This window comes from Peribacillus sp. FSL K6-1552 (genome assembly GCF_038005205.1).
Lineage (GTDB): Bacteria > Bacillota > Bacilli > Bacillales > DSM-1321 > Peribacillus > Peribacillus butanolivorans.
On record NZ_JBBOST010000001.1, the window covers coordinates 4,359,191 to 4,380,885 of the forward strand.

A 21,695-nucleotide genomic window follows, 5' to 3' on the forward strand; every position below is an offset into this window, starting at 1 on the left:
TTCACTCCTAGAACGAATTGGTCAAACCGAATATATATGCTGAAATCTAGTGGTCAGACCACAGCGGCCTATTTTCAATATAACATAACTATTAAAGTTGTAAAACAGTTATTCTCTCTTATAGACTACATTCCCTTTTCCGACCATGTCAATTAATGCCTTAATTAGACTGTCTGTAGGATTGACCCAATCCCAATAAGATAGCTGTACATAGCGATTTTCCCGCTGATAAAAAAGCATCACCTTCGTTTCACCACTATGTTGCATTAAAATTTTTTTTATTTTTTGAAGAGTATCCTTCGTTTGCTTTTCAGCTTCAATTTTCAAGAATAGTGTTCCATTTATCCCCTGTTTCATCTTTTTCACTTGTTCAAGCGGGTATACATGCTGGATAATGACCTGGGTTTTCCCATCCCGCTCTTCCAATGTCCCTTTAAGCATAACAAGCTGCCCGTGATTCAAGACCGCAGAATGATTTTTATACACATTTGGGAATACGACTGCTTCAATGTCCCCTTCTTCATCACTAACGGTTAAAAAGGCCATAACATCGCCTTTTTTTGTTCTAATGGTTTTAACCGCCGTTATATATACTCCGAGTAGGACTTTTGACTCTTTTTTATTAATTGCTTCGTCAATGGTTAAGCAACCGAAATACTGAAAAAGATCTCTGTAGCTTGTCACTGGATGATTTGAAAGATATAGCCCCAGGACACTTTTTTCCAAGGAAAGTTTGTCTTCAACGGGAATAGGGTCGACATGGTTATATTTTGGTTTGAGTGAAAACTCCCCATCCGAAAACATATCAAATAAATCATCATCTGGATTAACCAATTCGGTATGGCTGATTGCTACGTCCAAACTCGCTAATAATGTAGCGCGGTCTTCACCGAATTCATCAAATGAACCTGAATGGACAAGCGCCTCCAACACTTTTCGATTGACAATTTTCCCGGAAACTCGCAAACAGAAATCGAATAAATCAGCGAATTTCTTTTGGCGCCTGGCCGCAAATATTTCTTTTAAAACTGTACCGCCTATTCCTTTGATGGCTCCAAGGCTAAAACGGATCCCTTCCTTTTCTGGCAAAAACGGGAAGCCGCTTTGATTAATAGAAGGAGGCAGAACCTTAATCCCTTTCTTTTTGGCCTCACGGGCATATTGGGAAATCTTTTCATCATTCCCGACGACCGATGTCATAAGGGCTGCCATAAAATATTCTGGATAATAGGTTTTTAAGTAACCTAGTTGATAGGCTATGACACTATAAGCCACTGCATGACTCCGGTTGAATCCATAGTTAGCAAAGCGAACAATTAACGTATAAATTTCTTCAGCCGTTTTCTCAGAATATCCTTGGTCCAAAGCACCACTTACAAAATGCTGCCGCTCCTGGTCTAGAACTTCCTTCTTCTTCTTCGAGACAGCCCGGCGTAATAGGTCAGCTTCCCCAAGTGAGAATCCGGCAAGGCGAGATGCAATTTGCATAATTTGTTCTTGATAAACGATGACTCCGTATGTAGGTTCAAGGATATCCTGCAAATCCGGGTGCAGGTAGTCAATTGGCGTTAATCCATGTTTCCGCTCGATAAACAGCGGAATGTTTTCCATTGGACCTGGACGGTACAAAGCATTGACCGCGACAATATCCTCAAAACGGTTCGGTTTCAGCTTGATTAAAACCTTCCGGATACCATCAGATTCAAATTGAAATACACCCGTTGTTTCGCCTCGGCCTAACAGAGATAACGTCTCAGAATCATCCATCGGTATGTTGGCCAAATCCAGCTTTTTCCCAGTTCCTTTTTTGATGTTTTTTAAAATATTATCAATGAGCGTTAAATTGCGAAGTCCTAGAAAATCCATTTTAAGAAGACCTAGTTCCTCGAGGATGTCCATCGGATATTGGGTCAGGTGGATGCCCTCATGCCCTCCTTGAATCGGGATATGCTCGGTCAAAGCCTGGTCACTGATGACCACGCCGGCCGCATGGGTCGAAGTATGACGTGGCAGCCCTTCAAGCAATAATGCTGTTTGAAATAGCTTCTGATTTAGGTCACTTTCATTTACGAATTCCTGAAGACGCTTGGATTCTTTGAAAGCTTCAGGAAGCGTGATGCCAAGCCGACCCGGAATCATTTTCGATACAGCTTCCTGTTCCTTCGGATTCAAGCCGAACACACGTCCAGTGTCACGCAGCGCAGCTTTGGCAGCTAATGTTCCGAATGTAATGATTTGTGCTACATGAAATTCCCCATATTTTTTCGCGACATAGGCAATCACTTCTTCACGGCGATTATCAGGAAAATCAATATCGATATCCGGCATCGACACTCGCTCCGGATTCAGAAAACGCTCGAACAGCAGGGAATGTTCAATCGGATCGACATCCGTTATTGATAATACGTAAGCAACCATCGAACCTGCGGCAGATCCCCTTCCAGGGCCGGTCAAAATCTGATTGTCCTTGGCGAATTTCATGAAGTCCCATACGATTAAAAAGTAATCGCTGAATTTCATCTTATTAATAATATCCAGTTCATACCGAAGGCGCTCTTCGTAATGGGCGGATGGCTCAGACAGTCTTTTCTTTAATCCTTGGAAACAGACAGCTTCAAGCATTTCTTCAGCCGTAACTCCAGCTTCAGTAGGGTACTTAGGCAGCAGGGAACGATGAAACGGAATATCGAGATTGCATTGCGTGGCAATATGGAGCGTATTTTCGAGTGCATCCGGCCTGTCATGGAATAATTCTGCCATCTCAGCTCGACTTTTTAAATAATACTGATTGGATGCAAGTACCGTCCGTGTCTCATCTGCGAGCTTGTCACCATTTCCGATGGCCAGCAGCACTTCTTGAGCGAGGGCATCACTTTCATTCAAATAATAGACTGGATTCGTCGCTACAATATTTATCTCTAATTCTTTCGCCAACAGACTGATGGCTTCTTTTTGTTTCTCTTCTTCTGCAATTGAAAGTCTTTGAAGGGAAAAATAAAAGTTATCATGTCCAAAAATCTGCAGATATTGTTCAGCTACCTTTTGAGCCTCTTCCGGCTTTTCTTCCCTCAGAAGCGTTTCTACTTGCCCCTCCGCTCCTGGCGAGATGGCTATCAATCCCCGTGAATAGGCTTTAAGCCAGTTCATTGGAAGTCCTGACGGAGATTTTGTTTTTATGGCACTGCTTATTTTAAGCAGATTTTGATATCCTTGAAGATTTTTTGCTAATAAAAGAAGGCGATGTGCTGCTTCCTGTTCATCAAGAACATCTGCAAGAATACCGATAATCGGCTTTATCCCCTGTCTCTTACATTCTTTATAAAAATAGACCGAACCATACATAACATTTCGATCGGTTAAAGCAAGACTTGTACAGCCATCCGCTTTCGCTTTGGCCACTAGTTCACTGATTTTCACCGTACTTGTCAGCAGGCTGTATCCGCTCTGAATATGGAGATGAGTATACACGTTTTTTCTCCCACCTTTGTAAGGCATGTTTCTTTTCATTATAGTGTTTATTTCAAAAAAAGAAAATATGTTCTCATTGCCAGTATCTTTTTATCCCTTGATTTTGCCCCACTATCATATTACCTCTGTACTTCCCATATAAATAGAGTAGAAGAATATAAAGCCAAAAGGATGATGATACATGAATGAAGCCTTTGTTCCGGCATTTATCAACAGCTTTTTCATATCGCTTGGAGTTTTGCTTGGCGGGTCGATAATCGGAGGGCTGGCTGCTTTTTTCACGGGACAAGCCCCGATGACGACTGTGTTTCGATTATCAGACAGCCTGCGTATTTGGGCGATTGTTGCTGCCATCGGAGGTACTTTTGATATGGTCTATAATTTTGAACGCGGTATTTTCCACGGGGAAACGAAAGATATTGTCAAACAGGTTCTACTAATTATTTCTGCTCTTGGCGGAGCACAGACAGGAGCGCTGATCATCAACTGGTTCACCCAGGAGCATATATCCTCATGAGGATTCCTCCATTTCACCGGTCCCCCACCTGGCAGCGTTTTTTTGCCGGGGCTGCACTTGGCGGATTGATCAGCTGGGTGATTTTCTTTTATATGTATGGGGTCCAGCAAGAAACACAGATTAGAATCATTCACGACCAAAGAGAAGAGATCAAGGATTTGAACGAAAAAATTGGGATCTGGGAGCAGGAGTATAAAAAATTAAACCAGCAAAACGAAGAGATTTTAACGATTCAAGAAGTGGAAGTAACCATTACGAATGGAAAAATATACAGTCTCGATCAACTTAGTGTCGCTGAAGCAGAGGATGTGATAGAAGATGACCTCTCATCTCTTCTCGCCAAGGATGTCGTAAGCGTTTATAACGGAAAAATGCTGCTAAAAAAATCAATTGAAAATAAAATCGTGAATATCAATAAAAAGCGTTATACTCTTGAAGTCGTTGAAATCATGTTTTATACGAAAATGAATATTGAAATCAAACTAAAGAGGACTACTTCTTAATAGGAAGACGAAAATGATTCTGTACGTCTGTTTGGTAGGTGAATGATGAATCCAATTTTAAATATCCACCAAAATAAAGACCAAATCCATATGTGATTTGGTCTTTAAATGTTATTCAATTATTGCTCAGTAAAACAAAACTATTTACTGTTAGTTATTCTGCTTTATTCAACTCTTCTAAATCAGCAAGGATATTGTCCACTTCATCCCAAGAATAGATGGAAGCCCCTGCTGCAAGCGGATGGCCTCCGCCGTTATATTTCCGGGCAATCGTATTGATGATTGGCCCTTTAGAGCGGAAACGAACCCGAATTTCTTTTTCCTCTTCAATGAAAAAGACCCATGATTTCACGTTTTTAATCGAACCAAGCGAGGAGACAAGCTGAGATGCTTCAGAAGTCGACGCATGAAATTTTTCAAGGATATCTTTCGTGATGATCATTTTCCCTGTGCCATATGGCAGGATTTCGAAATGCTGCAGCACATAGCCATTTAACCGGACGATGCTTTCATTAACGTCATACATCTCCTGATATAACTGCGGACGGGAAAATGAATAGTGAATAAGCTCACTAGCAAAAGCAAATGTTTTTTCAGTCGTGCTTTGGAATAGGAAACGCCCTGTATCGCCAACGATGCCTGCATACAAAAGACGGGCTGCTTCATCACTCATCTTCAAGCCTTGGTCTTTGCCGAACAGATAAAATTCATAAATCATTTCACTCGTAGAACTTGAAGATGTATCGACCCAACGCATATCACCATATGGATCTTCGTTAGGATGATGATCAATCTTAATTAATTTATCTCCCGTCTTGTAACGTCTATCACAAATCCGGTCTGTATTTGCGGTATCACACACGATGACCAAAGCACCTTGATACGTTTCATCTGAAATCACATCGAGCCTTCTTAAATAATTCAATGATGGTTCTTCTTTCCCAACCGTGAAAATTTGTTTTTCAGGGAAAGATGCTTTCAGAATTTCCGCCAGTCCCCCTTGGGAACCATAAGCATCCGGATCCGGACGGACATGACGATGGATAATAATAGTATCGTAACGCTTAATATCAGCTAAAATCTCAGCTTTCATATAATTCTCCTTCTATATATGTATTATCGTGCTTAATATAAAGATGATATATATTATTTAATCAAAAAATTGGAGAAATAGGAAGAGTCATCTTGTTTACGGTGGCATTCTTCTAAGTTTCCCGCTACAATAATAAGGTACATATGTTAAATTGGGGGAATTATTAACAATGCCTATTCTTGTCACCTTGATTGTTCTTTCACTAGGAGTCTATTTCTTTTATAAAATTAAATCGGTGCGTACAAAAATGCCGATGGAGAAAAAGTGGATTTCTGGAAAGTCTTCCATTGCCCTCGGTGCTTTTGTCTCTCTATTCGGAGTCAATCAGCTTTTTCTATTCCACACAACAACAACTTATATCATCTCTGCCGTTTTCATCTTCGTTGGAGTATTCAGCATCTGGGGAGGCTATAAAATGTATAAATTTTACCTTCCACATGCGATTGAAGAAGCTGCAAATCAAAAAGGATAATCGAATTCGATTATCCTTTTTGATTTATTTTTTTACGAACGATCGAGCAATTGGCAAGTAAGCATCGCCTTACCGACAAGTTTGCCTTGGTTAAACACCTCGACATCTACTTTTCCGAATTTACGTCCCACATCAAGCACTCGCGGATGGATTTCAAGCGTACTGTCGATCTGGACTGGCTTGATGAAGTAAATTGTCATATTTTCAACGACTAAGTCACCACGCTTATAGCTTCTAAGTGCCCGGTTTGCTGAATCGGTAACCAAAGTCGTGAAAACCCCGCTTGAAATGGTACCAAGATAATTGGTCATTTGCGGAGTGACGCCATAGTTATACACTTCCTCGCCCTTCCCGCGATTCGAAGTCATAACAAGCTGACTCGTAATTGTATCGTCAATCGTTTCGCCCACCTGCGGCTGCCTTTGACTCATTTGCAGTGCCTTCAGTACATCCTGCCTGCTCACTATTCCCTTTAGAATATGACTGTCGTTTACGACTGGAATCAACTCGATGCCTTCCCACACCATCATATGGGCAGAAGACGCGACACTCATCTTATCGCCTACGGTCATCGGATTTTTCGTCATCACCTTTTCAATGAGCGTTAACTCTTCCTGACCCATAATATCTTTTGATGTGACCATACCTTGAACCTTCATATTCTCATCCACAACAGGGAAACGGCTGTGCCCTGATTCCTGATTAAGTTCATGCCAAGTCTGAACCCGGTCACCTACTGTTAAAAAGGTCGTTTCTTGAACAGGAGTCAAAATATCCTCTACCAACAAAATTTCCTTTTTAATCAATTGGTCATAAATCGCCCTGTTGATCATGGTTGCTACGGTAAATGTATCGTAACTCGTAGAAATGACTGGCATTTCCAATTCATCGGCTAATTTTTTAACAGGTTCTTCAGTATCGAAACCACCGGTAATTAGCACCGCGGCACCCGCTTTTAACGCGTGCTCATGGGCCTGGGTACGGTTCCCTACAATCAGCAGATTTCCTGCACCTGTATATCTCATCATGGCATCTAGCTTCATAGCCCCAATAACAAATTTATTTAATGTCTTATGAAGACCCGTTTTCCCACCTAGAACTTGTCCGTCTACAATATTAACTACCTCAGCGAACGTGAGCTTTTCAATATTTTCTTTTTTCTTTTTCTCAATACGAATCGTACCAACCCGCTCAATGGAACTTACATAGCCTTGATTCTCTGCCTCTTTAATTGCTCGATACGCCGTACCTTCACTTACATTCAATGCTTTAGCAATTTGGCGGACGGAAATCTTCTCGCCAACAGGCAGTCCATCGATATGTTTTAATATTTGTTCATGCTTTGTAGCCAAGCGCTTCACCCTTTTCACGGTATTCCTATTCTCCATTATAAGGTCAAAGAGCCTAGTTTATCAAACAACTACTAATATTGACGCAACCTTTTGTATTCCATCTTCCGTTTGACTTTGTGTTTCTTAGGAGAATATAGAATCCCCGTCAAGTTTCCGGCTACCGCCAATAACGCAAACAACAACCAAGATCCAGCAAACAAGCTCTCCAATCCGCCGCTTTCTAGCGACAGACGTGGCACTGCATAATACAGCATCACCCCGCACAAAAGCAAACACAACAATAACCTCTGTTTCATCCAATCCCTCCTTTTTTCCATCTATTCATTTTATGCCTGCAAAAGAAAAAAAGAATCTTACTCATATGTGAATGAACTAGATTTATTTTCTCCTTATGTTCATGACTTCTGCTCAAAATATATAATTATTATTATTATTATTATTATTATGAAAAATCATCCTGACCACTTCCAGTTAATTTCAGATAATTCTCTCTAGCTCCTTTTTTGATACCGATAGTATCTAAACCTAATTCCTCCATCATCCATTCGGCTAATTTTCACACATATAAAAACGGGAGCCCCTTAAGGCTCCCGTTCCTCTTATAATTCGATTTCATCTCCGACTTTCATGACTAGTCCATTTTCCTCTTCAAGCAAGTCAATGAATTTGTTCGGATCCTGTTTAATGACAGGGAACGTATTGTAATGAATCGGCACTACTAGCTTGGCCTTAAGGAATTCCGCTGCAAGTGCTGCATCCTCCGGTCCCATGGTATAATTGTCGCCGATTGGCAGAAATGCCAAGTCAATTGGATGTCGTTTGCCTATCAGTTTCATGTCAGAATACACTGCTGTATCACCTGCATGATAGATTGTTTTTCCTTCTGCAGTAAGTAACACGCCGGCTGGCATCCCTAAATAGATAATTTGGCCATCTTCTGTAGTGAAACCTGTTCCATGGAACGCTGGTGTCAGCTTCACTTTTCCAAATTCAAACTCAAATGCACCACCGATGCTCATTCCGTGGGTCCGAACGCCTTGAGCTCCTAAATAGTCGGCAATTTCGGCAATGCCGATGACAAGTGCATCATGCTTCTTCGCCAATTCAACCGTGTCACCAACGTGGTCATTATGACCATGTGTTAAGATAATCACATCCGGTTTCACATCTTCTACCTTCAAATCCGTTAATTCATTTCCTGTAATAAACGGGTCAAATAAAATTGTTTTTCCTTTCGTTTCAACTTTTACAATTGCATGTCCATGAAAAGATACTTTCATTTCTGATGCTCCCTTCTGATACCCACTATTTTATTAATCAATAAATTCTTAAGGCTTTGCCATTTACTATTTTTTCATATATTGCTAAGGTAATTATATCTTATTAATGGAGGTATAGTCATGAATGAACGTTTGAATGAATTACAAAATTGGCTGCAAACCAATGAAATTGAAGCAGCCTTACTTACATCCCCAGATAGCATCTTCTATTGCAGCGGTTTTTTAAGCAATCCGCATGAAAGACTTCTTGCACTTGCCATTTTTGGCAACGCCGAACCATTCCTGGTCTGTCCACAAATGGAAGTTCCGGATGCTAAACAAGCTGGATGGAATGGAGACATCATTGGTTACACCGATATTGAAAATCCATGGGAAAAAGTTCAGCAAGCAGTTAGCAAACGTGGACTAACCATGAAAAAAATGGCCATTGAAAAAGAACATATGAATGTAGAACGCTATGAAAAAGTTCAGCACTACTTTGCTGCACCAAAACTCGTTTCAGCTGAAGAAAAACTTCAAAGGATGAGGATGATCAAGTCAGAAGATGAAATGGTCAAAATCCGTGAAGCATGTCGTCTCGCTGACGTTGCAATTGAAGTGGGTGTCAATGAAATCCATGAGGGTAAAACGGAAATGGAGATTCTCGCAGCTATTGAATTCGAAATGAAAAAGGCTGGAGTGAGCCAAATGTCATTCTCTACCATGGTCCTGACAGGTAAAAATGGCGCTTCTCCTCATGGCACACCAGGTATTACGAAAGTTCAGCGCGGCGACCTTGTCCTCTTTGACTTAGGCGTCGTCTTTGAAGGATACTGCTCTGACATCACTAGAACCGTTGCTTACGGTGACATCAATGATAAACAAGCAGATATCTATGAAACGGTAAGAAAAGCTCAAGAGGCTGCGGTTACAGCCAGTAAACCTGGTGTTTCCTGTTCGGAGATTGACTTGACAGCCAGAAATATTATCAGAAATCAAGGATACGGTGAATACTTCCCGCACCGCCTTGGTCACGGACTCGGCATCAGCATCCATGAATACCCGTCCTTAACGGAAACAAATTCACTCGAACTGCAAGCAGGAATGGTTTATACGATTGAACCAGGTATATATGTACCAAATGTTGCAGGGGTCAGGATTGAAGATGATCTGTATATCACCGATACAGGCTGTGAAGTTTTGACGAAGTATCCAAAGAGTCTGCAAATCTTAAGATAGTACGATTGAAACATTCGCTAATTTGTTACAATTGAGACAAGGTGCACCTGGTAAATCATTATATAATAGGAATGAAATAGAAGGAGGAGATTCACTATGAATAGTATAGATTATAAAAATATTCTAGTAGCAGTGGACGGTTCGGAAGAAGCAGAGTGGGCCTTAAAAAAGGCAATCTATTTAGCAAAACTCAGTGACGCGACCCTTGTGCTTGCACATATCGTGGACACAAGGAATTTCCCTACTATTGAAGCTTATGATATGACTATCCGTGATCACTCTGAAACCTTTGCCAATGAATTATTGGAAAAGTATAAAACGGAAGCCATTGCATCCGGGATTGCCAACGTAAAAACTGAAGTGTCATATGGTTCTCCTAAAGTTCAAATTCCAAGAGATTTAGCGAAAAAACATACAATCGATTTGATTGTATGCGGTGCAACAGGTCTTAATGCTGTCGAACGTTTCTTGATCGGCAGTGTGTCAGAAGGCATCGTTCGCCATTCAAACTGCGATGTAATCGTCGTGCGTACGAATATTGATAAAAAATGATAGTCAAAAAAGCTCGTTCACCGAAATTGGTGAACGAGCTTTTTTTGATGTTATTTACTAACCAGTTTTTCCGCTTTTTCAATCGCCAGCTGTACTTGTGCAAAGCCTGTACCACCAGCGCTGTTACGACGTTTAACTGCTTCGTAAGGATTTAATGCATCGTAAATATCATTTTCAAACAACTCTGAAGCTTCCTTAAATTGTTCTATGCTAAGGTCTACCAAATAGCAGCCATTTTGGACACAGAATAATACAAGTTTGCCGACAACTTCATGCGCTTTACGGAAAGGCATACCCTTTGAAGCAAGGTAATCGGCCAATTCCGTTGCATTAGAGAAGTCATTTTTTGTTGCTTTTTCCATGACATCTGTTTTCACTTTCATTGTCGAAATCATACCAGCAAAAATTTTCAGTGAGCCAACAGTAGTTTTAACCGTATCAAAAACGCCTTCTTTATCTTCTTGCATATCTTTGTTATAAGCAAGCGGCAGTCCTTTTAATACTGTCAATAATCCTGTTAAATTCCCATAAACCCGTCCTGTTTTACCACGGATCAATTCCGCCATATCAGGGTTTTTCTTTTGTGGCATGATACTGCTTCCCGTTGAGAACGCATCGTCTAATTCAACAAATTGGAATTCCTGGCTTGACCAAAGAATGATTTCTTCGCTGAAACGAGATAAATGCATCATCATAGTCGCACTGTTACTCATGAATTCGATGGCAAAGTCACGGTCACTCACAGCATCCAGACTGTTTTCATAGATACCATCAAAGCCCAGTAGCTCGGCACTTAGAGCGCGGTCAATAGGGAAAGTTGTCCCAGCAAGCGCCCCTGCACCTAATGGTGAAATATTTATTCTTTTGTAGCTTTCTGTAAAGCGCTGCTTATCCCGCTCAAGCATCCAAAAATAAGCCATTAAATGATGTGCAAATGAAATCGGCTGTGCCCGTTGTAAATGTGTATAACCTGGAATAAGTGTTTCCACATTTTTCTTAGCTTGTTCCAAAATCGCTTCTTGCAAGTCATTAATGAGTTCCACAATGACTTTCGTTTGGTTACGCATGTATAAATGAAGATCTGTTGCAACTTGGTCATTACGGCTTCTGCCTGTATGCAGCTTTCCGCCAACTGGTCCAATTTCGTTAATAAGCATACTTTCTAGGTTAAGATGGATATCCTCCATCTCAACCTTAAAAGTTAATTCGCCCTTTTCTGCTTTTTCCTGTAAACTTTTCAGACCTGAAATAATCTGATCTGCATCTTCTTCAGGTAAAATGCTGCACTGCTTTAACATGGTTACATGAGCCAGACTGCCTTGAAGATCTTCAAGGACAAGTTCCTGGTCAAAGGAAATAGAAGCTCCAAACTCGTCTACCCATTCTTCTGCAGACTTTGTGAATCTTCCTCCCCAAAGCTTGCTGCTCACACTGTCACCTTCTTGTTATTGACCATGCTGTTCACTTTCGTTGGAAGTCCCCATAATTTAATGAATCCAACTGCTGCATCATGATCGAATTCGTCTGCTTTTGTATAGGTCGCTAATTTTTCGTCATATAGAGAGTACTCAGATTTTCTTCCTTCAACAATCGCATGGCCTTTGAAAAGTTTCACACGAACTGTACCTGTTACATTCACTTGCGTTTCTTTCAAGAATGCAGCCAATGCTTTTTGAAGTGGAGAGAACCAAAGACCTTCATAAATCAATTCAGTCATTTTCTTCTCGATTATTGGTTTGAAGTGAGCCAATTCTTTTACAAGTGTGATATCTTCAAGCTCTTTATGTGCAGCGATTAATGTCATAGCACCTGGAGCTTCGTATACTTCACGAGATTTGATTCCTACTAATCTATTTTCTACGTGATCGATACGTCCGACCCCGTGTTTACCAGCGATTTGATTCAATTCAACAATCAAGTCAGCCAATTTATAATTTTTGTCATTTAATGTAACCGGTACACCTTGTTCAAAACCAATTTCAATGATGTCAGCAGTATCTGGCGTATTTTCAAGGCTAGTTGTCAGATCATAAGCCTCTTCTGGCGGAGCTGCCCATGGGTCTTCTAGGATCCCGCATTCGTTACTTCTTCCCCAAAGGTTTTGGTCAATCGAGAATGGACTTGCTAAGCCGATTGGAACCGGAATGCCATTTTTCGCTGCATATTCAATTTCCTCTTCACGAGACCATTTCCAGTCACGAACAGGAGCAAGAACTTTTAAATCAGGGTTTAAAGCTGAGATGGATACCTCGAAACGCACTTGGTCATTTCCTTTTCCCGTACAACCGTGCGCAACTGCTACCGCATTTTCTGCTTCAGCCACTTCTACTAGTTTCTTAGCGATTAGTGGACGTGATAGAGCTGATACTAATGGATATTTTCCTTCATATAAAGTATGGGCTTGAAGAGCCGTTAATGCGAATTCATCAGCGAATTCATCTTTCGCATCAATCACATATGAACTTACCGCACCAACAGTGATTGCTTTTTCTTTAATGAAATCTAAATCTTTTCCTTCACCGACATCCAAGCAACATGCAACAACTTCGTATCCTTGATCTTGTAACCATTTAATTGCAACGGAAGTATCTAGTCCTCCGGAATATGCTAATACAACTTTTTGATTTCCCATATTTTATCGTCCCTTTCGTATGAATAAAAATTCATTCGTTGTTATTTTTATTCAATCTATGATTAGTACTTTATCATTTTTACAAACGGAATACAAGGGGTATTTTAAAGATTCTGCTAAATAATTTGTTAATATTTTAAGGCCCTACACATAATGGATGCATCCGCTAAAATATAGTAAACTAGAGGTATGAAAAATTCGAAAAGGGGGGGAAATATGAAAGAGCTATTTACGTATGATGAACGGCTTGGCATCTCCATTCCTGACCTGTCCCGGGAGTGGGATGAATATACGAAAAGCGAGCAACAGCAAATACTCGTGCAATGGGAAAATATCCGGGGCAACATCCCAGATCGCATTAAGGAACTAGAATCCTTCATTAACCGGAAACAGCTACAGCTCTCAGACGAAAGTAATTTCGTATTATCCTGCCAGCTCAATTCTGAAATTGCCGAACTTGCTTCTATCATCAATGACTTATGGCTTTGGTATCGAGCTAATCAAGGCGTGAGTGAAAAGATGCATAATTAAGGCCGATTCCATGCAAAAAGCCACAGCTTTGAGAGCTGAGGCTTTTTTACATTTTTCTTATATATCCTTCCGAAGTTCACCAACGACATGTCCCAATTCCGGTAGAATCAATTTATTCATCGCCAGCCGAACCGCACCCGAAGATCCAGGGGTGGAAAAAACTGCCTTGTTGTTCACTACTCCGGCAATGGCCCTCGATAAAATGGCCGCCGAACCAATGTCCTCTTGATAACTAAGCATCCGGAACAATTCACCAAAACCAGGGATTTCTTTTGTCATCAATTCTTTAACTGCCTCGATTGTTACATCTCTTTTGGCAATGCCAGTGCCTCCATTAGTTAGGATGACATCTACCTGGCTGTTTTCGCAGCCAGCAGTAACCGCCCCTTGGATCGCTCCACGTTCATCTTTGACAATTTCATATTCCGTCACTTCATGCCCTTTTAATTTCAATAATTCAATCATTAGAGCGCCGCTTTTATCAGTCTCTTTATTACGTGTATCACTAACGGTTATCACCTTACAGCGAATCGCTTCCGTGATGGCTTTTTTGTGTTCCTTGACACTCATTCTTCATCAGCCTTCTTTTCCTGTAAATACCGATACTGATAGAACTTTTGGGCAAATTCACTTACATTGCGGGTCATTTGATAATTGGACCCAGCTCCGATGGCCATGCTGATAAATGGGATGCCCCTAACTAGTTTTTTTCTAAAAATAGTAATGGATACGGCCTTCAGCAACTGCTTAAGTGGCTGTTCCATCCAGGTCGGATTTGTAAGTTCTTCAATTCCCAAATAAAAATAGTCATCTTCTGCAGTCTGAACTTCCCGAATCAATTCTTCCCAAGCTGTTCCTCGAAGCCTCTTCGGCATTGCTCCTGCATTAAATACCTTTAAAGCCAGCATCATTTCAAAGGGCGTATTCACTTCAAAACCATAGGACATCGCAATCAACTGTACGGTCCTAACATTGATGACTGTCATGGCCGGGATATCACTTCCAAGTAAAAGTAGCCCGCCGGACCCGCTTATTCCGCCTTGTGCAAAAGAATATAAGCGGTGCTTAGCAATATGCTGATTCGCTATGTAATTCAACTGATCGATCGTCAAGAGATTTAGGTCACTAAGTGTCTCGATATCTTCATTAAACATCCGTGCTGATGCTAAAATCTGCTCTCTTGCATCTATTTGAACTTGTGAGCTCTGAACCATGGCATGCAAATGAAAAAGCCAGGTATCAAGCTTTTCAAAAAACTGCTGTTGGACGTTTTCTGGGAGCAGTGAAAAACCCTGCTCTAGCCATTTATCATACAATGCTGCCAGGTCTGTTGGCTCATATTGATAAAGGTTTTCCTGCCATTCACTAATTTCATTCCAAATTGTTATTTCCCGATTCGTGAATTCCATGCATCAAGCCTCCTATGTACAGAATTGGTGGATTCTCCCTTAATTATACCATAGGTAGACTTTTCAAGAACCTTTAGATGATTGGTATGAGGATTCAGTACTCGCGGATATGTTAACTGATAAGATATCAAAAAGATAATACGAAGGGTCCATGTGAGGATTCAAATCTATTGAATCACCTTTTAACAAATAAGTTGATTGCAATCATAGAAAAATCTCCTTACCCGAAAAATTAATAGGTAAGGAGATTTTCTATGATTCAAGAAGTCACGTTTTCAATGCTTTCACTCAAAGCTATTTTTACAGTATCTCTAACAATCATGATTTCTTCATTGGTCGGAATGACCATCACTTTCACCGGGGAATACGGTGCGTTAATAAACGCTTCCACACCCAAGGTACGATTGAGATCCTCATCCCAGTATACGCCCATAAATTCGAGGCCATCCAAGATTCTTCCCCGAATGGTTTGACTGTTTTCACCGATACCCGCTGTAAAAATGATGCCGTCCACACCTCCCATTTTCGCTGTATAGGAACCTATGTACTTGTGGATCCGATCAGCAAACACTTCAAGTGCGAGTTCCGCACGCTCATTGCCTTTATCTGCTTCCACTTGGATGTCGCGCAGATCGCTGGAAAAGCCAGAAAGAGCTAGAATGCCGCTTTTTTTATTCAAGACATCCAGTACTTCATCAGCTGTTTTCCCTGTTCTTTCCATGATATAAGGAATCAATGCAGGGTCAATGTTGCCTGAACGCGTTCCCATTGTAACTCCGGCCAATGGAGTAAACCCCATCGATGTATCAATCGACTTTCCGCCCTTAATAGCCGTAATGCTTGCACCATTTCCTAAATGACAGGATATTAAGCGGAGCTGTTCAATCGGCCGACCAATCATTTCTGCGGCACGCTGGGACACATATTTATGTGAAGTACCATGGAACCCATACTTCCTGATTCCATATTTTTCATAATATTCAAATGGTAAGCTATACATATATGAACCTGCTGACATGGTTTGATGAAAAGCAGTGTCGAATACAGCTACTGCTGGAACTTCGCTTAGTATTTGCCGGAATGCCTTAATTCCAGTGCTATTAGCAGGATTATGAAGGGGAGCTAAATCTGAAAGCTTCTCAATCTCCTCTATTACATCCTCTGTAATCAAGACTGAGTCACTAAACACCTCACCACCATGCACAACACGATGCCCTACACCATCTATCTCTTCAAATGAGCCTATGATGCGATGGTGAATCAGTTTTTCTAATAAAAGCCCGACAGCTACTTCATGATTGGGTATGTGCAGCGTTTCAGAAACCTTTTTGCCTTCAACGCTTAAAGTAAACGTGGAATTTTTCAAGCCGATCCTTTCTACAAGACCTTTTGTAATTACTTGTTCACTCGGCATCTCAAAAAGCTGAAACTTCAAAGAAGAGCTGCCTGCATTAATAGCCATAATTTTAGACATCCATCCTGCTCCTTTACTCTAAGCTAGTCTACAATTCCTATGATCATCACTACGAAACGTGCAGTATATTGTATAATCTTATCATGGTAAGCGGATACAACCAATAAAAATTTAAAAATTTAAAATAATCACTTTTCCCTAAAAATAAAAGCCAATGCCTGTGGCACCAGCTTTTATTATCTATTTTTCCTCTTTAAACCAATCATCCATCTGTTGCATAACAGACCTTGTCGCTTCGAAATCCGATAACTTCGGAAGTTGTACGAGAAGGGCCTTCTTCGGTGCTTCGATATCCTCTTTTTTCTTTTGAAGAATAAGAATGCTTTTCGCAGCCTCTTCATTTTTAAACATGGAAAGCGGTAGCTGAACCATCCCTTGGATATGTGTATGTTTTTTCAAGAAATCATTGAGCTTAGGGGCTTCTTCCGAGACAAATAAGTTATTCGGAACAATGAAGAATAAATATCCGCCATCCTTCACATGCTTAACACTTTGCTCGATAAATAAATGATGCGCATAAGAATGTCCGTTTTCAGCCTTCAACTCATATTCAGTTGCACGAACATCATTCGGATAATAACCAATCGGCAAGTCACTGACCACAACATCTGAAGGATCAATGAAGAGCGGCTCTAAGCTGTCCTGATTGAAAAATTGCAGCGGGTGTTCTTGTAGATTGGCACCTGCATAAGCAAGCCTAATCAAGGTTTCATCAATCTCAACACCATATGACGCGATGGCTTTGTCCGTTAGTTGGTTCAAAATCGCAAATAGTAAGTTACCCGTTCCGACGGCAGGATCGAGCATTACTAACTCTTTTTGATTCTTCGTAAATTTACCAACTAAATAGCTGACAAACATACCTACTGCATCCGGCGTCATATGGTGATTCGGCTGTACGCTCTGCTGCATACCTTTTAATATAGCTAGCTGGTACGCTTTACGAATGGCTTCCTTTTCATATTTCTCCGGTGAAAAATCCGCATATTGCTTTGCTAACCTTTTCTTCGATACTTCACTAATTTCCTCTTGTAATACTTTCCCTTGGAAGAAATTCTCTCCGGTTTCTCCTAAGGCATCCAGATATGTACATGATAGTTCACTTTGCAATATTTGGGCTGTTTCATCAAATTCATAAAATAATTGTTCAACTGGGGTAGACTTCACTTATTTATTCCTCCTGTTTGCTTCTGTCCCTATTTTATAGGTAAGAAGAAAGAGATACAAGTCGTACGTCCTGCTTATCATTCTTCGCTTGTTTAACGTACTGTTTTCCTATTTGAAAGTCCGCATATAAGGAATCTCGCGCGAGCCATTCTTTTTTTCACCATGAGTAAATATAAGGTAAATATGTTAATTTAATAGTGTTGATGACTTGGGGGTTGTATTTTTTTGATGATTCTAAAAAAGATTCTAAAGTGGGGATTTTATGTTTTTATTTGCCTATATGGAATACTTACTGTTCTATGGATTATCTTTGTGATTTCACTTGGATGGTTAGAATTTAAAAACCTCTGAACAATTTCCTCCTTTTAAACTTTAAAACAAAAAACCGGGCACAATGAGCCCGGTTTCTAAGAATTCGTATCTTATTTTGCTGCTTTAGCTGCTTCGATTGCACCTTCGTAATTTGGATGAGTTGTACCCTCACTAACATATTCAACGAATGTGATTTCATCGTTGCTGTTCACAACGAATACAGAGCGCGCCAATAGACGAAGTTCTTGCATAACGACACCGTAAGCTTCACCGAATGAAAGGTCGCGGTGATCGGAAAGTACTTGAACATTGTCCAATCCACTTGCAGCACACCAGCGCTTTTGTGCGAAAGGAAGATCATTACTGATCGTCAGTACTTTCACATTATCCAATTTTGCAGCTTCTTCATTGAACTTACGTGTTTGTGCATCACATACACCTGTATCGACAGATGGAACTACACTGATAATGCGGACAGACCCTTTAGAGTCGCTTAATGTAACGGGTGATAAATCATTAGCCAATACGGTAAAATCAGGAGCTTTGTCCCCCACTTTTAGTTCTGGTCCTACTAAAGTGACCGGGTTGTTTTTAAATGTAACTGAAGCCATTAAAAATTCCTCCTTTTTCTGCTTTATGTACAAGCCTAATAATATTTGTTTTACCGGAATTTTGCAATTAATTGAATTGAGAAAAGTGAAAACCCCTATGCGTTAAACTTAAACGTTCCAAGCCTTTCAATAATTTTGTAAAATATACGCAAAAAGAAAACTCGGCGGATGCCGAGTCGCAGTTAGAAATCTAAATTCTGTTTAGGCTCTTGATTTTTCGTTGTAGATTGTTGACTGCTGCCTTGCTTTTGATTACTGTCTTTTTTAGAAAGCATGGACTGAATCTTATCGACTACCTGTGGCGCTAAATCCATCATTTTTTCAAGAAGATGCGTCCCTTCATCCAGATGAATCATTTTCACGCCATGTGAGCCGACAATCAGAAAGGCAATTGGTGTAATGGATACTCCACCACCGCTACCGCCCCCAAAAGGCTGCTTGGAAGCGCCCTGCTGACCTTGCTGGCCTTGATGATTTCCGTCAATCAAAAATTCGCTGCCACCAGCTGCAAACCCAAACCCAACTTTGGATACGGTTAATATGACACTACCATCTGGAGTTTCCACCGGATCTCCGATAATCGTATTCACATCAACCATTTCTTTCAGATTTTCCATTGCCTCTTTCATCAACCCTTGGATCGGATGATCTGACATCTAAATTCCTCCACTCTAAAACGATTGTTTGTTGGAATCACCTGACAGCTTCGCTAATTTCTTAGACTTAAACTTCACTCTTCCGCCTTTCCAGTATCGAAGCAGTTTTATTCCAGTCACCATAGCTTGCCCGATTCTAAATTGTAATATGCAGGAAATTGACGTATTGGCCTGCCTCCTCTGAAAGTCAGGTGTAATTGAATAAGAGGGCATGATTTTAAAATTTAAATAGGTTGTTAATATGCCAATGATGGAACCTTTAAGCGCCCAGCAGCCCCCTGTTAAGACCCCGGTGTGTGCGGCATTTTTAGTACCGACCATACTATGCCAGGCAAATTCTATAACTTGAACTTTGCCTAAGAAATGACGAATGACCCGATGGAAATTGACTATATGTTGAAGCAGTGTCTTCATGTCAGCCAATCCATCCCGAAAATCTTCCGGTGTAATTTTATCTAATCCTTCTTTTTTAGTTTCTTCCTTCATTCCTTTTTCTTTCTTTACTACTATCGCTACCGAGTCATCGTCCTTCTTGATGACAGGTACCTTGAAGGTATAATGAAAAAGTCCATACCATGCTGATGCTTTTATATGAATTATGTCATTTTTATGAACACGTTTGTAGACAAAGTGCACTCTTATTTTCGTAAAAACAAGAAGAAGCAGCACCACAATGATGATAGTCAAAATTAGCAAAAGCCACTTCATACATCCACGCCCTTTCAGCCTATCATTATCGGCTTGGGCAAAAAAAAATAAACCTGCAGAAGCGAAAATTACGCTCTTACAGGTTCATAATTAAAACAAATTATCTTCTAACTAAAACAACACTTGTGTCTGCAAAGACATCATGCAAAGCCTGTTTCTTTGGTAAAAGACCCGCCAACACATAGCCAACCCACGTGACTTTTGAAATATAGCGGCCAATCAGCTCCCTGAACAATACTGTACCCCAAGAAATAGACTCTGTCTCTTCTTTCAATGCCACAACTTTCAGTCCAAAAATCATCTTACCCAACGTCTGGTTTAAGTATTTGGTCATCAATACGAAGTAAATAAAGAATACAATTCCCGTTAAGAAAGCCTCTGCCGAAAACCAAAGATTGTCTGTACCATTATAAAACTTAAAAATAGGATGAATCAAAATCCGGTTTAAGCTCCCGATAATCAACAAATCCGCTAAATATGCCCAAAATCTCAACCAAAAACCAGCAAAGTAAACTACCTTCACTTCGCCATCATCCACGATTGCCTGTGCCGGTAAAAGCTCTTGCTGAACGATTTCTTCTTCTTGCTTTGTATTTAGATTGGATGAATCGATTTGTTCATTGTTTTCATTTCGTTCCGTCATCCTTCAGCCCCCCTATTCCGCATACAAATACATTAAGCGTGGAGAATTTGAAGAGGAAAGGATTTTTGTCAAAACAGCCGTTTCCACATCATTGCCCAACATTTTTTGCGCTCCCATACTGAATAATGAACCGAAACCTGCCTCATCTGTATAACGGATTACTTGCGCGTCTTTTTTACCGATATCCGTTTTCATCGCGGCAATTACATCATCCAAATGGCCGAAATCATCAATTAAATGGTTTTCTTTCGCCTGACGTCCATCATAAATCCGGCCATCAGCAATTTTACGTACTTCCTTCTCTGTCATACCGCGCCCGTCGGCAATGATTTTAACAAATTGATCATAAGAATTATCAATCATATTTTGGAGGATTTCGCGTTCTTCATCAGTCATTTCCCGAGACGGACTCATAATATCTTTGTGTGGACCGCTTTTGATTGTTTCAAACTCAACTCCATACTTTTTAGCTAGTTTCTCGTAATTATACCCATGCATAATGACTCCAAGTGAACCCGTCATTGTTTCTGGGCTAGCATAAATCTTATCAGCTGGAGCAGAAATATAATATCCGCCAGAAGCTGCCATTGAACCCATAGAAACATAAACTGGTTTTTTCACCTTTTTAATATCAAGGATCTTATCATAAATCTCAGCACTTTCCACAACACCGCCGCCAGGAGAATTTACACGCAAGATAATTCCTTTAATATCGTCATTTTCTTCAGCCATTTTCAACTTATCCATGAAGGCTCTGTGATTATATGTTGCTGAACTAAGTAATGAAGCTTCTCCAGTATCTTGGATTGTACCTTCTACATCAAATACCGCAATAACATTTGAGAAATCTTCGCCTTCTATAACTTCTTCGTAAAACTCGCTGTCGGAAGCAAATAATTCATCAATAATATTTTCCGTATCAGCTGTAAATACAGTCGTTGCCGTCCCTACAACAATAGAGACAAAAAATAAAACGGCTGCGATTCCAAGTGCTGCCCAACGCTTTCCATTCATCTGTGTTCCCCCTTAAATATATATATCCTTCTTACCATACGAACTGCATACAAAAATGTTTCAATCCATGATAAACTAAGACA

At 40.4% G+C, this 21,695-nt stretch carries 22 protein-coding genes; 6 read left to right on the forward strand and 16 right to left on the reverse strand.

Going from position 1 to position 21,695, the window contains the following annotated elements; genetic code table 11:
* Positions 1 to 108: 108 nt before the first annotated feature.
* Complete coding sequence (gene dnaE / locus NST21_RS20985) at positions 109 to 3,468, reverse strand: DNA polymerase III subunit alpha (protein ID WP_445670553.1); 3,360 nt, start codon at positions 3,466 to 3,468, stop codon at positions 109 to 111.
* A gap of 181 nt (positions 3,469 to 3,649) precedes the next feature.
* On the opposite strand from dnaE, the gene NST21_RS20990 reads away from it, so the two are divergent.
* On the forward strand, positions 3,650 to 3,985 hold the full coding sequence (locus NST21_RS20990; RefSeq protein ID WP_053347281.1) for a YtrH family sporulation protein: 336 nt from the start codon (positions 3,650 to 3,652) through the stop codon (positions 3,983 to 3,985).
* Positions 3,982 to 4,488 carry a sporulation membrane protein YtrI gene (gene ytrI, locus NST21_RS20995; protein WP_340891015.1) on the forward strand — a complete coding sequence of 169 codons (507 nt, stop codon included), beginning with the start codon at positions 3,982 to 3,984 and terminating at the stop codon, positions 4,486 to 4,488. The genes NST21_RS20990 and ytrI overlap by 4 nt, the downstream gene beginning before the upstream one ends.
* Positions 4,489 to 4,642: 154 nt before the next feature.
* Here the strand turns inward: ytrI and NST21_RS21000 are convergent, their stop codons facing one another.
* Positions 4,643 to 5,581 (reverse strand): DHH family phosphoesterase, encoded by a 939-nt coding sequence (locus NST21_RS21000; protein ID WP_340891016.1) that lies wholly within the window; start codon positions 5,579 to 5,581, stop codon positions 4,643 to 4,645.
* 169 nt (positions 5,582 to 5,750) lie between these two features.
* Between NST21_RS21000 and NST21_RS21005 the strand changes: the two genes are divergently transcribed.
* Positions 5,751 to 6,053 (forward strand): YtpI family protein, encoded by a 303-nt coding sequence (locus tag NST21_RS21005; RefSeq protein ID WP_201186172.1) that lies wholly within the window; start codon positions 5,751 to 5,753, stop codon positions 6,051 to 6,053.
* A 32-nt stretch (positions 6,054 to 6,085) separates the two neighbouring features.
* On the opposite strand, the gene NST21_RS21010 is transcribed toward NST21_RS21005, so the two are convergent.
* From NST21_RS21010 to NST21_RS21020, 3 genes are all read right to left on the reverse strand, one after another.
* Positions 6,086 to 7,405, reverse strand: a complete 1,320-nt coding sequence (locus NST21_RS21010) for a DRTGG domain-containing protein (protein ID WP_053348150.1) — start codon at positions 7,403 to 7,405, stop codon at positions 6,086 to 6,088.
* A 71-nt stretch (positions 7,406 to 7,476) separates the two neighbouring features.
* Entirely contained in the window at positions 7,477 to 7,701 is a 225-nt protein-coding gene (locus NST21_RS21015) for a hypothetical protein (protein WP_082527709.1), read from the reverse strand.
* Between the two features lie 303 nt (positions 7,702 to 8,004).
* Positions 8,005 to 8,685 carry a metal-dependent hydrolase gene (locus tag NST21_RS21020; RefSeq protein WP_340891018.1) on the reverse strand — a complete coding sequence of 227 codons (681 nt, stop codon included), beginning with the start codon at positions 8,683 to 8,685 and terminating at the stop codon, positions 8,005 to 8,007.
* Positions 8,686 to 8,805: 120 nt separating this feature from the next.
* Between NST21_RS21020 and NST21_RS21025 the strand changes: the two genes are divergently transcribed.
* Entirely contained in the window at positions 8,806 to 9,903 is a 1,098-nt protein-coding gene (locus NST21_RS21025; RefSeq protein ID WP_056529335.1) for a M24 family metallopeptidase, read from the forward strand.
* Between the two features lie 96 nt (positions 9,904 to 9,999).
* Complete coding sequence (locus NST21_RS21030) at positions 10,000 to 10,455, forward strand: universal stress protein (RefSeq protein ID WP_340891020.1); 456 nt, start codon at positions 10,000 to 10,002, stop codon at positions 10,453 to 10,455.
* A gap of 50 nt (positions 10,456 to 10,505) precedes the next feature.
* Here NST21_RS21030 and argH read toward each other — a convergent pair whose 3' ends face one another.
* Both argH and NST21_RS21040 read right to left on the reverse strand, forming a co-directional pair.
* On the reverse strand, positions 10,506 to 11,885 hold the full coding sequence (argH, locus tag NST21_RS21035; RefSeq protein WP_056529342.1) for an argininosuccinate lyase: 1,380 nt from the start codon (positions 11,883 to 11,885) through the stop codon (positions 10,506 to 10,508).
* Positions 11,882 to 13,087: an argininosuccinate synthase gene (locus NST21_RS21040; protein WP_340891021.1), complete on the reverse strand. Its 1,206-nt coding sequence runs from the start codon at positions 13,085 to 13,087 to the stop codon at positions 11,882 to 11,884. The genes argH and NST21_RS21040 overlap by 4 nt, the downstream gene beginning before the upstream one ends.
* Before the next feature lie 216 nt (positions 13,088 to 13,303).
* Here NST21_RS21040 and NST21_RS21045 point away from each other — a divergent pair, with 216 nt between their 5' ends.
* On the forward strand, positions 13,304 to 13,618 hold the full coding sequence (locus NST21_RS21045; RefSeq protein ID WP_201186183.1) for a hypothetical protein: 315 nt from the start codon (positions 13,304 to 13,306) through the stop codon (positions 13,616 to 13,618).
* 57 nt (positions 13,619 to 13,675) lie between these two features.
* On the opposite strand, the gene NST21_RS21050 is transcribed toward NST21_RS21045, so the two are convergent.
* The 9 genes from NST21_RS21050 to sppA form a co-directional block, all read right to left on the reverse strand.
* A complete protein-coding gene (locus NST21_RS21050) occupies positions 13,676 to 14,188 on the reverse strand; it encodes a MogA/MoaB family molybdenum cofactor biosynthesis protein (protein WP_057219331.1) in 513 nt (170 codons plus the stop codon).
* On the reverse strand, positions 14,185 to 15,027 hold the full coding sequence (locus NST21_RS21055) for an EcsC family protein (protein ID WP_053347292.1): 843 nt from the start codon (positions 15,025 to 15,027) through the stop codon (positions 14,185 to 14,187). Before NST21_RS21055 ends, NST21_RS21050 begins: the two co-directional genes overlap by 4 nt.
* A 259-nt stretch (positions 15,028 to 15,286) precedes the next feature.
* Complete coding sequence (locus tag NST21_RS21060) at positions 15,287 to 16,501, reverse strand: acetate kinase (RefSeq protein WP_340891023.1); 1,215 nt, start codon at positions 16,499 to 16,501, stop codon at positions 15,287 to 15,289.
* Between the two features lie 180 nt (positions 16,502 to 16,681).
* The gene (locus tag NST21_RS21065) at positions 16,682 to 17,668 is read right to left on the reverse strand and encodes a class I SAM-dependent methyltransferase (RefSeq protein WP_053347294.1); all 987 of its coding nucleotides are present in this window, start codon (positions 17,666 to 17,668) and stop codon (positions 16,682 to 16,684) included.
* 422 nt (positions 17,669 to 18,090) lie between these two features.
* Positions 18,091 to 18,591 (reverse strand): thiol peroxidase, encoded by a 501-nt coding sequence (gene tpx, locus NST21_RS21070; RefSeq protein ID WP_053347295.1) that lies wholly within the window; start codon positions 18,589 to 18,591, stop codon positions 18,091 to 18,093.
* A 182-nt stretch (positions 18,592 to 18,773) separates the two neighbouring features.
* Complete coding sequence (gene ytfJ / locus NST21_RS21075; protein ID WP_056529354.1) at positions 18,774 to 19,247, reverse strand: GerW family sporulation protein; 474 nt, start codon at positions 19,245 to 19,247, stop codon at positions 18,774 to 18,776.
* Positions 19,248 to 19,262: 15 nt separating this feature from the next.
* Positions 19,263 to 19,955: a DUF2953 domain-containing protein gene (locus tag NST21_RS21080; RefSeq protein WP_340891025.1), complete on the reverse strand. Its 693-nt coding sequence runs from the start codon at positions 19,953 to 19,955 to the stop codon at positions 19,263 to 19,265.
* A gap of 100 nt (positions 19,956 to 20,055) precedes the next feature.
* Positions 20,056 to 20,598: an RDD family protein gene (locus tag NST21_RS21085; RefSeq protein ID WP_056529359.1), complete on the reverse strand. Its 543-nt coding sequence runs from the start codon at positions 20,596 to 20,598 to the stop codon at positions 20,056 to 20,058.
* Positions 20,599 to 20,610: 12 nt separating this feature from the next.
* Positions 20,611 to 21,612: a signal peptide peptidase SppA gene (gene sppA, locus NST21_RS21090; RefSeq protein WP_056529363.1), complete on the reverse strand. Its 1,002-nt coding sequence runs from the start codon at positions 21,610 to 21,612 to the stop codon at positions 20,611 to 20,613.
* Between the last annotated feature and the right edge of the window lie 83 nt (positions 21,613 to 21,695).